Origin of the sequence: Rubrivivax albus (assembly GCF_004016515.1) — a bacterium.
Lineage (GTDB): Bacteria > Pseudomonadota > Gammaproteobacteria > Burkholderiales > Burkholderiaceae_C > Rubrivivax > Rubrivivax albus.
In genome coordinates, this window is sequence record NZ_SACT01000002.1 from 667472 (window position 1) to 679424 (window position 11953).

An 11953-nucleotide genomic window follows, 5' to 3' on the forward strand; every position below is an offset into this window, starting at 1 on the left:
TGCTGGAGAACACATGAAGGCCCTCTGGAACGGCGTGACCATCGCCGAGAGCGACGACACGGTGGTCGTCGAAGGCAACCACTACTTCCCCGAGGCGTCGCTGAACCGCGCCTACGTGACCTTCAGCAACCACCGCACCAGCTGCCCCTGGAAGGGCCAGGCCCACTACTTGAGCCTGCTGGTGAACGGCGAGATGAACCCGGACGCGGTCTGGTTCTACCCGGACCCGAGCGAGGCGGCCGCGGAGATCAAGGGCCGGGTGGCGTTCTGGAAGGGCGTGCAGGTCGTCGACTGACCTGCCGGCGGGCGGCCCCGCGCGCCACGCGGCCGGATCCCGGACCGCTGCGGACGAGGCGCCGCGGCTGAGGTTCAGGCGAGCACGCCGCGGCGGAAGTCCTCCACCGCCTGGAAGATCTCTTCCTTGCTGTTCATCACGAACGGCCCGTACTGGACGATGGGTTCGTTCAGCGGCGCACCGGCCACGAGGATGGCCCGCGCGCCCTCCGGGCCGGCCTCGAGCACCACGCCGTCGGCGTCAGCCCGGTTGGCCAGGATCGCCATGCGCTGGCGTGGCACAGCGGTGCCGGCGATCGTCAGCGAACCGCGGTAGACATAGACGAAGGCGTTGTGCGCGGGTGGCAGCATCTGTCCGAAGTTGGCGCCCGCTTCCAGACAGATGTCCAAGAAGAGGGGCTCGGTGGTGTCTCGCTGCATGGCCCCGCTCGTGTCAGCCGCCTGACCGGCAATGACCCGCACGCGACCGCCGGGCAGCGTGCGCTCCGGGATGTCGCCCGCCGGGATGTCGCGGTACCACGGCGCACGCATCTTCTGCGCCGCCGGCAGGTTGAGCCAGAGCTGGAAGCCTTCCATGCGGCCGTCGGCCTGCTCCGGCATCTCGCTGTGGATCACGCCGCGGCCGGCCGTCATCCACTGCACGCCACCCGGGCCGAGCAGGCCTTCGTTGCCCGCCGAATCGCGGTGGCGCATGCGGCCTTCGAGCATGTAAGTCACGGTCTCGAAGCCCCGGTGTGGGTGGTCCGGGAAGCCGGCGATGTAGTCGCCCGGGTTGTCGGTGCCGAAGGCGTCGAGCATCAGGAACGGGTCGAGCCGGCGCTGCAGGTCCTGCGTGAGGACGCGGATCAGCTTCACACCCGCGCCATCCTGCGTGGGCTGGCCGGTGACGAGGCGTTCGACAGGGCGGCGTGACGGACGACGATCTGTCATAGGCTCAATGTATCCATGACGGATCCGCGCAGCGCAGCAGCCGCTTCACGTCAATGGTGAACAGACTTGAAGCCAGACGCAAAAAGGGCCAGCGATAGCCGGCCCTTCCAGTGCAAATGCAGACAGGTTCAACGCGTGCCAACCATCCGGCGGCGCCCACCGTAGGCCCCCACCAACGCCACGGCCACCAAGGCCAGCGAAGCAGGCTCGGGCACATTGCCGCCATTGCCGCCGCCGCCACCCGTAGGGGCTTCGACAACCCCGAGGAAATTCTGCGACTTGTGCGCGTCTTGGTCAAAGTAGACCGTGTACACAAAGTTCGTGGCGGTCGAAAGGTTCGAGCCGTTCACGCTGGACCATGTGTTGTTGTTCAGCGCGGTCAGGTAGGCGTCGATCTGGGTGTCGAGGTCGTCCGACTGCCCACGCACGCTCCCCCATGACCGCAACGCCCCACCACCAAGGCTGCTACCGTCGTTTCGGTTGTCGTTACTGGCATAGGTGCCGTCGGCGCCGGAATCACCCATGATCTCCCAGACGACGTAACCAAACGCGGCGGCCTTGGTCGCGTCCGTCAGACTGTCGTAGTAGGCGTGAGAAAACAACTCAATGAGGTTGCTTTCCACCCGGCCCGGGTCCTGGAGGGTGTAGTCGAGATTCGAATACGCGGTGTTGTCGCCGGATCCGCCGCCAGTCATGAACTGCTGCTCGTACCCCGTCTTTCCCGTACTGCCCAGGTCAGTCTGGAGAAAGCTGTTCAAAGAGGCCGTGGTGTAGTAATTTTGGTTCGACTGAAACGTGGTCTTCGGGTCGATGCAGTAGACCCAGAAGGAACTACCGCCGTCAGCGCTCATCTTGTTCGCGCCGGTCCACCACCCGTAGTCATCAGTGTGGCTGTCGAAGTCGTTCAGCCGATGAGAAGAACCCTTCGAATCCGTTGATTGCAGGCTGATGGCGTGAGCACCCCCACCACAGGCCAACGCCAGCGCGATGGCAGCGATGCGTCCGCGGGACACCCAGTTGCTGTTCATGTTCATAGCCAGAATCCTTACATTCAGCAGCAGCTTACACACAGACCAGGGCATGCAGAACCCCATGATCAAGCGTCCAGCCACTTCGACATCGTCTCTTGTCATTCATTTAAGCAATTGTTGGGCCAGTCTTGTAACTTATTGATTTTCAAAGACATTCACCAACCCAAGTCTCGGCGGCCGCGCGGGCTGTCAAAGCCACCGACAAGCGGCAGCCGTGCATCGATCACACCCCCAGCTGTTGGCGCAGCCGATCCAGTTCCGGCCCCGGCCGCGGCGGATTGCCCGACGCCAGCGCAGCCCGGAGCTCGTCGCGCGCCTCGGCAGACTTCCCGGCGCGCTGCAATGCTTCCGCCAGCTGCCAGCGAATCCGCCCGTCTGCCGGGTCGCGCAGCCGCGCATCGCGAAGGACCCGGACACCGAGGTCAAGCTGGCCCGCCAGCACCAGCATCCACCCATAACGCGCGCCATGACGGGCCGTCGTGGGCGCAAGTTTGCTCGCTGTTTCCGCCATGCCGATTGCCCGCGGGTCCTTCAGCGCGAACAGAACTTCCGCAAAGCTGCCGTGCAGCTCAGCGTCAGTGGGCCGGCGCACCACCAAGGCCTCGAAATCGCGCACCGCGTCTGAAGGCTTGCCGGCCAGTACCCGTACTTCGGCAATGGCCCTGAGCAGGGTGTCATCGTCCGGCGACTTTCGCCGTGCATCCAGCAGCCCGCTCAAGGCCGCTGCCGGCTGCCCGGCAGCCACCTGTGCCCGACTGCGAAGCAAGGCGATCGGGGTCGATGGTTCCTTCTCGTACGCCTGCTGATAAGACGCGATGGCTTTCGTGTATTGGCGCCGGGACATCGCGACATGCCCCGCAGTCACCAGGACAGGCGTCGCATTGCGGTGTCGGGCCGTCAGCTCCGCCATGCCTTTGTCCACCGCTGCAGCATCGCCGCGACGCGCCGCAACCTCGACGGACAACAACATCGCATCCAGCGCATCCGGCGAGGCCTGGAGCGCCTTGAGGGCGGCATAGCCGGCGCTGTCGAGGTCGCCAACCTGCAGCATCATGCGGCCGGTCTGGACGATGGGGCCGGGCTCGAAACCGGCAAGCTTCAGTGCCTCTTTGAGCGCTGAGCGTGCGGCGTCGCGTTGTCCTGCGACGGCGTAGGCCCGCGCCAGCACATGCTGCACCGGCACCACATTGGGCACATTGACGGCCATTGCCCTGGCGACGGTCACGGCCTGATCCGTTCGGCCTTGTGCGATCAGCACATCGACAGTCGCCATCGCCGAACGCGGGTCCCGCCGGTCGGCGCCAGTGGCCCGCTCCCAGGCTTCGAGGGCTTGGACCATCCGCCCGGCACTTCGCTCGGCAACCCCCAGGTAGTAGAGCGCCTCGACATCCTTCTCGTGCCCTTTGACCCAGGCCTGAAGGCGGGCCCGTGCCGCATCGGGCCGGTTCTCGTCAAGGTCGAGGCGGGAGAGGTTGATGACGGTCGGCCGATAGTCCGGTGCTGTGGCCAGGGCGCGCTCAAAGGCCACGCGCATGTTGGCGCGATCGCCAAGCCGGCCATGGATGTTGCCCAGAAAATTGATCAGTACGGGGTCGTCGGGCTGGCGCGCGACCAGTTTCTGCGCCAGGTCGACCGCGCGTCGGCCTTGACCCAACCGGGCATACGCCACCGCCAATTCGATGCCGGCGCGGGTGTCCTTGGCGTCCTTTGCGTAGGCACGCTCAAGGTTCGCCAGGGCCACCTTGCCTTGCCCTTGAGCGAACTGGCTCAGGGCCAGGTCGCGAAGCGCCATGTTGCCCGCACCGGCCGACTGGGCCCGCTCAAAGAACTCTGTGGCTTGTTCGTATTCCCTGCGAGCAAGGCTCATTTGCCCGGCGAGGTAGAGAATCTGCGGCTCCTCAGGCGCCTGACGCAGCAGTTCATCCACCACGGGCTTGGCCTTCGCAAACTCGTTGGCGGCGAGCAGGAAAGACGCCTGCATGGCACGCCCCGCAAAATGGCGCGGGTTTCGACCGAGCAGGATGTCCAGGTACTCCCTGGCCTTCTGCAGGTTGCCCAACGCGCGATGCGAAAGCGCGCCGGCAAACAGCAGCGGCTCACTCGACGCGCGCAACGCCGAGGGCATCACATCAATCAAGTCAGCTGCCTCGCGCCAGCTTTCGGTGGCGGCAGCCATGTCGCCCGCTTCGGCCAACAGTGTCGCTCGAAGATACGACGCCCGCGGCTCGCTGACTTTCCAGGTCTTCAACTGTTCCAGGAGTGCACGCGCATCGGCCGTGCGGCCGACGGCGATCAGCACCGTGGCACGCGCAACGTGGGCATCCACGAACTTGGGCGCGAGCGCCGTGGCGCGCTCCTGCGCATCCAAAGCGGCCTTCATATCGCCAAGTGCCTGCTGGATGTTGCCCAGCTGGTGCCAGGCCATGGCGTTCCCAGGCTCAAGCTTCGTGGCCGCTGAGGCCACCTCCAGCGCGCGTTGCACCTGGCCGTAACGCAACAGCATTGGCGCTTCGGCAACCAGGGGCTCCGCGGACTTGGGGTTCGCCCTCCGGGCTCTCTCGAAGGTGGCGGATGCCGTTGAAAGTTTGCCGGCCATGGCTTCGGCGCTGCCGCGCATCGTCAGGATGTCAGCATGCAGTTCCGGCGGCACACCGGCCGTATCGACTCGATCCAGCAGTTTTGCCGGCTCGCCCAACCGGAGGTAGACGCGGCCAAGCACAGGCATGACTTCGGAGCGATTGACCCCTCGCTTCAGCGCTTCGTCGAGCGCCACTTCGGCGGCATTGAGCTGGCCTGCTTCAAAAAGCACCTTGCCCAGGAGCAGATGCGCCGCAAGCATGTTGCCGTCCTGCTGCAGCGCATTCTTCAACTGGATGGCAGCAGCCGGAAGGTCACGCTTGTCGTAGAGAGATCTTGCGTCTTCGTAGAACTGAGCGGCCCTTTCGGGCGAGGCCCCAGCCAATGCGGCCGCGGTCGCCACCGACAGCGCCACCAGGCCGCGCAAACTTCTCGACATACGAGGCGCCATGAATCCGATCCCTTGAAACAAGCTAGTGATTGTCCCGACGGTGCGCGGGGCCGTATACCCCGCGCATGGACTGGGCCCGTGAAACCTGCGGCACATTGGTGATGCGCAATGCAGAATGGCGCGATCTGTTCGGACCGCTGCGTCAGGAGTTTTGCGCCATGCGCCCTGGGAATTTGTTCATCAATGCCGTGGCCGCGGCGTGGTTTCTGTCGTGGACCCCACACGCAATCGCTGCCATAAAGGCCCCGTCAACCAACATCCCCTGGCTCGCCGCCGCCGCCCCCACCGACATCGACACTGCCTTCGCCCAGGCCCGCGCCCAGAACAAGCCCGTCCTGCTGTATTGGGGCGCCACCTGGTGCCCCCCCTGCAACCAGCTCAAGGCCACCTTCTTCAACCGGCAGGACTTCGCCCAGGCCGCCAGCGGCTTCATCGCCGTGCACGTGGATGGCGACCGGCCTGGTGCGCAGAAACTCGGCACGCGCTTCAAGGTCGGTGGCTACCCCACCGTGGTGCTGTTCTCACCCGAGGGCCGCGAGATCACCCGCCTGCCCGGCGAGGCCGACCCGGAGCGCATGATGGCCGTGCTGCGGCTGGGTCTGTCGGGGGGCCGCCCGATGGCCGACGTGCTGGCCGACGCCCGCGCCGGCAAGCCGCTGCCGACCGGTGCCTGGCGCATGCTGGCCTTCTATTCCTGGGACACCGACCAGGACCAGCTGGTGGCCGAGGCCGACCGCCCCGACGTGCTGGCCGACCTGGCGCGCAAGGCACCGGCAGGGGACGTGGACGTGGCCACCCGCCTGTGGCTCAAGGCCGTGGCCGCCAGCGACGACGGCAAGGGGCTGAAGGCCGACGCCGCGGTGCGCGCGCGGGTGCAGGCGGTGCTGGCGGACCCGTCCGCGGCCCGGCGCCATGCCGACGTGCTGTCCAACAACGCCCCCGAACTGCTGCGCGCGCTCAGCGAAGACGGCAGCGCCGAGCGCAAGCCGCTGGTCACGGCGCTCGACGCCGCCCTGCAACGCCTGGCCCGCGACGCGACCCTGTCGCGCGGCGACCGCATCTCGGCGCTCATCGGCCGCGTGCAGATCGCGCGCCTGGGCCTGCCGCGGGATGCGGTCAAGGTGGACCTGCCGGCAGCCCTCGTGAACGAAGTACGCACTCACGTTGCAACGGACGACCGTGAGATCCGCGACGGCTACGAGCGCCAGGCCGTGATCACCGCCGGTGCCTACGCGCTCGGACAGGTCGGCCTCTGGGCCGAGAGCGACGCCCTGCTGCAGGCCAACCTGGCCAGGAGCCATTCGCCCTACTACCTGATGAGCCAGCTCGGCGGCAACGCGCGCAAGCAGGGCCGCACCGACGACGCCCTGCGCTGGTACGGCGAGGCCTACGCCAAGAGCGAAGGCCCGGCCACGCGGCTGCAGTGGGGCACGGGTTATCTGAGCGCCCTGGTGGATCTGGCGCCCAAGGACGCCAGGCGCATCGAGCAGACCGCCGCCCAGCTGATCGGCGAGGCGGCGCAGGACGACGGCGCCTTCAGCGGCCGCAGTGCCCGCGTGCTTCAGCGCCTGGGCCGCAAGCTCAGCGCCTGGGGTGGCGACCCGGCCCATGCGGGGGTGCTCCAGCGGCTGCAGGTCCAGCTCGACGGCGTCTGCGCCAAGGTCGACGCTGCCGACCGGGCAGCCTGCAGCGCGGTGCTCAAGCCCGCCGCCAGCTGACAGGCGACGGCTGCCGGCCAGCACGGCCCGGTGGCGCCGCCGTTCGTCGCCCGCTCCCGGCCGTCCAGCGCCGGGATCGGCAATTCGCCCGTTGTACTGGGCTGGCCACGCCGGCGCGCCCACAATCCGCCGCCATGCGACACCGCCTTGCCCCTCTCGGGTTGGCGCTCGCGCTGACCGGCGCTCCCGCGCTGGCGGCCGACGCCCCGCCCACACCCTGCCGGCTGCCCGGCGTCGAGCACGATGCCCGCTGCGGCAGCGTCTCGCGCCCGCTGGACCCCACCCGCGCCGACGGGCCGCGCATCGACGTGCACTACGTCGTGCTGCCGGCCCTGGCGCGCAACAAGAAGCCCGACCCGGTGCTCTTCTTCGCCGGCGGGCCGGGCCAGAGCGCCATCGCGCTGGCCGGGCCGATGAGCCGCCTGTTCACCCGGCTGGGCAACCGCCGCGACGTGGTGCTGGTCGACCAGCGCGGCACCGGCCGCAGCGCGCCGCTGACCTGCGACACGCCCGACCCGGCGATGCCGCTGCGCGATCTGGCCGACATGGCCGCGGTGCGCGCCCGGCTGCAGCGCTGCCGAACGGCCCTGCAGGCCCTGCCGCATGGCGACCTGCGGCAGTACACGACCACGATCGCGATGACCGACGCCGATGCCGTGCGCCAGGCGCTGGGCGCCGCGCAGGTCAACGTGGTCGGCGGCAGCTACGGCACGCGGGCCGCGCTGGAATACCTGCGGCAGTTCCCGCAGGCGGTGCGCCGCGCGGTGATCGACGGCGTGGCGCCGCCGGACATGGTGCTGCCGGCCACCTTCGGCCCCGACGGCCAGGCCGCGTTCGACGCGCTGGCCTCGGCCTGCACCGCGGAGCCGGCCTGCGCCTCGCGCTACCCGGATCTGGCGGGCCAATGGCAGCGGCTGCTGGACAGCCTGCCGCGCGAGATCGGCGTCACGCACCCGGTCACCGGCCAGCCCGAGCGGCTGACGCTGACACGCGACATCGCCGGCTCGATGCTGCGCGGCCCGCTGTACGTGCCGGCGCTGGCGTCCGCGCTGCCGCTGGCCATCAGCGAGGCCGCGGCCGGGCGCTTCGAGGCACTGTTCGGGCTCGGCGGCGCACTCGGCGGCGGGCGCAAGGAACAGCAGCTGGCCGAGGGCATGCACTTCTCGGTGGTCTGCGCCGAGGACGCGCCGCGGCTGGCAGGCACGTCGGCCGCACCCGCCCCGGCCTTCGGCACCACCTTTGCCGACCTCTACCGCGACACCTGTGCCACCTGGCCGCGCGGCAGCGTGCCCGAGGCCTTCTACACGATGCCGCCGGCCCCGGCCGCCACGCTGGTTCTGTCCGGCGGCATCGACCCCGTGACGCCGCCGCGGCACGGTGAACGCGCGGCGCAGGCGCTGGGGGCCAAGGCGCGCCACGTGGTCGTGCCGCAGGCCGGGCACGGCGTGATGGGCATCGGCTGCATGCGCGACGTGCTGTACCGCTTCATCGACGCCGACACCGACGCCGACGCGCTGGCCGTGGACACCGCCTGCGTCGAATCCATCCCGCGGCCGCCGGCGTTCCAGCCGGTGCGTGCCGCCATCGCAGCTTCAGGGAGCGCCCGATGATCGAAGTCAGCGCACTGACCAAGCGCTTCACCCAGGGCCGCGGGCGCAAGGCGCGCGTGGTGCAGGCCGTCGACGGCGTCAGCTGGACGGCCGCCGACGGCGCCATCACCGGCGTGCTCGGCCCCAACGGCGCCGGCAAGACCACCACGCTGCGCATGGTGGCCGGCCTGATCGCCCCCGACAGCGGCCGCTGCGCGGTGGACGGCCTGGACGTGGCCCGTGAACCACGCGCCGCACTGGCCCGCCTGGGCGTGCTCAGCGACGCCCGCGGCCTCTACCCGCGGCTGACGGCGCGCGAGAACATCGTCTACTACGGCCGCCTGCAGGGCATGAGCACGGCCGCCGCCGCGGCGCGCGCGGAGAGCCTGGCCCACCTGCTGGAGATGACGCCGCTGCTGGACCGCCGCACCGAAGGCTTCAGCCAGGGCGAACGCATGAAGACCGCGCTCGCCCGCGCTCTGGTGCACGACCCGGCCAACATCATCCTCGACGAGCCGACCAACGGCCTGGACGTGCTGGCCACGCGCGCGCTTCGCGAGACGCTGCGCCGGCTGCGCGACGAGCAGGGCAAGTGCATCGTCTTCTCCACCCACATCATGCAGGAGGTGGCCTACCTCTGCGACCGCGTGGTGCTCGTGGCCCACGGCCGCACGGTGGCCGAGGGCACGGTGGCCGAGCTCAATGCGCAGGCCGGGCAGGCCGACTTCGAGGAAACCTTCGTGCAACTGGCCTTCGATGCCGCCGAACGTGAAGGAGCCGCCGCATGATGCGCGACGCCTGGACCGTCTTCCGCAAGGAACTGCTGGACGCGCTGCGCGACCGCCGCACGCTGCTGATGGTGCTGCTGAGCTCGGTGGCCATGGGGCCGGTGGTGCTGGTGCTGCTGTCCACGCTGGTTTCCGGCATCGAGCAGCGCGCCGAGGCGCGCGAGGTGGTGGTGGTGGGCCGCGAACACGGCCCCGCGCTGGTGAACTACCTGCAGCGCCAGACCTACACGCTCAAGGACGCCCCGGCCGACTGGGAACGCCTGCTCACCGACAGCAAGCTGGGTGACCCGGTGCTGGTGATCCCGGCCGACTTCGAGACCGCCCTGGCCAGCGGCACGCCGCCAGTGGTGGAGGTGGTGGGCAGCAGCGGCAACCAGCGCGCCAGCACCGGCATGCGGCGCCTGGTGAACCTGGTGCAGGGATACAACCGCGAGCAGGCCACGCTGCGGCTGGCCGTGCGCGGCGTGGCGCCCTCCGCGCTCGAGGCGGTGCAGGTGGAGGAACGTGACCTCGCCAACGCCGGGGCACGCGCCGCGCAGCTGGGCACGCTGGTGCCCTTCTTCGTGCTGATGGCGGTGCTCTACGGCGCGCTGAACGCCGCACTGGACACGACCGCCGGCGAACGCGAACGCGGGTCGCTGGAGCCGCTGCTGATGAACCCGCCGGCCCGTGGCGCGCTGGTGGCCGGCAAGTGGGGGGCCGTGGCCGTGGTCGCGATGCTGATCGCGGTGCTGTCGTGCTTCAGCTTCCTGCCGGGCCAGTGGCTGCTCAAGAGCGAGACGCTGGCGGCGCTGTTCCGCTTCGGTGCGCCGGAGGCTGCGCGCTTCGTGCTGCTCCTGCTGCCGCTGGCCGGAGCGCTGTCGGCGTTGCTGATGGCCGTGGCCATCCGCTGCAAGACCTTCAAGGAAGCGCAGGCCAACGCCACCATCGTGCTGCTGGTGGTGTCGATGCTGCCCCTGGCCACGATGTTCAACCAGGACGGCGAACAGCCCTGGCACCTGGCCGTGCCGGCACTGGCCCAGATCACGCTGATGGGGCGGGTGCTGCGCGGCGAAGTCGTCGGGCCGCTGGACCACCTGCTGCCGCTGGCCGTGTGCGCGGGCGTCGTGGTGTTGGCGCTGGGCTATGTGGCCCGCCAGCTGAAGGGCGCCGCCGTGCGCTGACCAGGCCCCCGGGCCCGGAAAAAAAGGGCGCCACCTCGGCCTCGGCCGGAGTCCGGGCCGAGGTGGCGCCACGTGGGCGGACGCATCCCGCGCCCGCCGCAAGACGGTGTGGCGGCATCACCAGGCCGCCGCACCGGGATCAGGCCGCCAGGCGCGGCTTCACGTCCAGAAAGGGGTCAACCACCGGCACGACCAGTTCTGCCTGCCAGGGCAGCGCGTGCACGAGGTCGTTCAGCCACAGGATCCGTTGACGCTCGTTCATCCAGCGTCCGTCGCCGTGCTGAAGCTGGATGTTGGAGACCACCTGCATCGGGTCGGCCATGGCGATGGTCTTCCGCGGCAGTTCGACCCAGTCCCAGGCCACTGCCACCTCGCTGCGCTGCAGGCGGCTGGCCCACAGCACCTGGCCAAAGCGGACCATGTCCGACCCCGGCGAAGCACGGTGCGCGGTGAAGCTGACCGGCCGGAAACTGCGCGCCGCGCCCTCGGGGTCGCAGTCGTTCAGCCAGACCATTGGCATCGATGTCACCGCCCAGGGCGGCAGATTGCTCATCGCAGTCATTCCAGACTCCCCTGCAAAGGGGTCCAATATCGGACAATCAGCGGTCAGCGGACAAGCTAGCAACTCTGACAGGGCATGAGACGCCAGGACCTCCTCGACGTGAGCGCCGCGGCCGACAAGGCTGCCCTGCACGCGCGCCTGGTCGGCGTGGCCCAGTCGCTGGGATTTCCGTTCCTGTCGGCCACGCTGGTCATCGAACAGCCGGGCGCGCCTGCAGTCATGGTTTCGGTCAACGAGACCCCACAAGCTTATGCGGACATCCAGAACGATGTTTCAAAGGGTCGACGCGACCCGGTCCTGCACAAGCTCAAGACTGCGTCAGTGCCCATCGTGTACGACCAGTCCTTCTACGCTGCTGCCGGGGAAGGTGGCTTGTGGGAAGAGCAGGCTCCCTTCGGCTATCGCAATGGTGTAGCTATGGCGCTGCACTTGCCGGGAGGCCGGCATTTCCTGCTGGGTGTGGACCGACACGAACGATTGCCGAGCAACGACCGAGCCATGACACGCCTGATGGCCGACCTGCAGTTGCTGGCCGTGCATACCCAGGAAGCGGCGCTGCGTGTGCTGCTCGACGAGGCCCTGGCCGTTGGCGAGATTCCCTCGTTGACGACCCGCGAGCTTGAGGTGCTGCGCTGGACGATGGTGGGCAAAGACGCTTGGAGCGTGGCCCAGGTGCTGGAGGTCACCGAAAGTACTGTGAACTTCCACCTGCGCAACGCCGAGCGCAAGCTTTGTGTGGCAGGCAAGCATCAAGCCGTGCTCAGGGCCATGGCACTTGGGCTGCTTTGACGTACCTTGACCAGCCCGTGCAGGGCGGGTGTCGGCTACCTAGCAACTTTGGTAGGTGCGC

10 protein-coding genes are annotated in these 11953 nt (G+C 68.8%); 6 read left to right on the plus strand and 4 right to left on the minus strand.

Going from position 1 to position 11953, the window contains the following annotated elements:
* Window positions 1-13 precede the first annotated feature (13 nt).
* Window positions 14-295, plus strand: a complete 282-nt coding sequence (locus ENE75_RS09365; RefSeq protein WP_128197998.1) for a DUF427 domain-containing protein — start codon at window positions 14-16, stop codon at window positions 293-295.
* 74 nt (window positions 296-369) lie between these two features.
* On the opposite strand, the gene ENE75_RS09370 is transcribed toward ENE75_RS09365, so the two are convergent.
* From ENE75_RS09370 to prsT, 3 genes are all read right to left on the minus strand, one after another.
* Window positions 370-1224: a pirin family protein gene (locus ENE75_RS09370; protein WP_128197999.1), complete on the minus strand. Its 855-nt coding sequence runs from the start codon at window positions 1222-1224 to the stop codon at window positions 370-372.
* 128 nt (window positions 1225-1352) lie between these two features.
* On the minus strand, window positions 1353-2258 hold the full coding sequence (locus ENE75_RS09375; protein ID WP_158288899.1) for a PEP-CTERM sorting domain-containing protein: 906 nt from the start codon (window positions 2256-2258) through the stop codon (window positions 1353-1355).
* 220 nt (window positions 2259-2478) lie between these two features.
* Window positions 2479-5304 carry an XrtA/PEP-CTERM system TPR-repeat protein PrsT gene (prsT, locus tag ENE75_RS09380; RefSeq protein ID WP_158288900.1) on the minus strand — a complete coding sequence of 942 codons (2826 nt, stop codon included), beginning with the start codon at window positions 5302-5304 and terminating at the stop codon, window positions 2479-2481.
* A 137-nt stretch (window positions 5305-5441) separates the two neighbouring features.
* Here prsT and ENE75_RS09385 point away from each other — a divergent pair, with 137 nt between their 5' ends.
* The 4 genes from ENE75_RS09385 to ENE75_RS09400 all read left to right on the plus strand — a co-directional run bounded on the left by ENE75_RS09385 (window position 5442) and on the right by ENE75_RS09400 (window position 10541).
* Entirely contained in the window at window positions 5442-7001 is a 1560-nt protein-coding gene (locus ENE75_RS09385; protein WP_128198002.1) for a thioredoxin family protein, read from the plus strand.
* Window positions 7002-7135: 134 nt separating this feature from the next.
* Complete coding sequence (locus ENE75_RS09390) at window positions 7136-8611, plus strand: alpha/beta fold hydrolase (RefSeq protein ID WP_128198003.1); 1476 nt, start codon at window positions 7136-7138, stop codon at window positions 8609-8611.
* Complete coding sequence (locus tag ENE75_RS09395) at window positions 8608-9378, plus strand: ABC transporter ATP-binding protein (protein WP_128198004.1); 771 nt, start codon at window positions 8608-8610, stop codon at window positions 9376-9378. The genes ENE75_RS09390 and ENE75_RS09395 overlap by 4 nt, the downstream gene beginning before the upstream one ends.
* Window positions 9375-10541 (plus strand): ABC transporter permease, encoded by a 1167-nt coding sequence (locus ENE75_RS09400; RefSeq protein ID WP_233258995.1) that lies wholly within the window; start codon window positions 9375-9377, stop codon window positions 10539-10541. Before ENE75_RS09395 ends, ENE75_RS09400 begins: the two co-directional genes overlap by 4 nt.
* Before the next feature lie 139 nt (window positions 10542-10680).
* On the opposite strand, the gene ENE75_RS09405 is transcribed toward ENE75_RS09400, so the two are convergent.
* Window positions 10681-11094, minus strand: coding sequence for a DUF4902 domain-containing protein (locus ENE75_RS09405; RefSeq protein WP_128198005.1), 414 nt, complete (start codon window positions 11092-11094; stop codon window positions 10681-10683).
* 84 nt (window positions 11095-11178) lie between these two features.
* On the opposite strand from ENE75_RS09405, the gene ENE75_RS09410 reads away from it, so the two are divergent.
* Window positions 11179-11892, plus strand: coding sequence for a LuxR C-terminal-related transcriptional regulator (locus tag ENE75_RS09410; RefSeq protein ID WP_128198006.1), 714 nt, complete (start codon window positions 11179-11181; stop codon window positions 11890-11892).
* The last annotated feature ends 61 nt before the right edge of the window (window positions 11893-11953 follow it).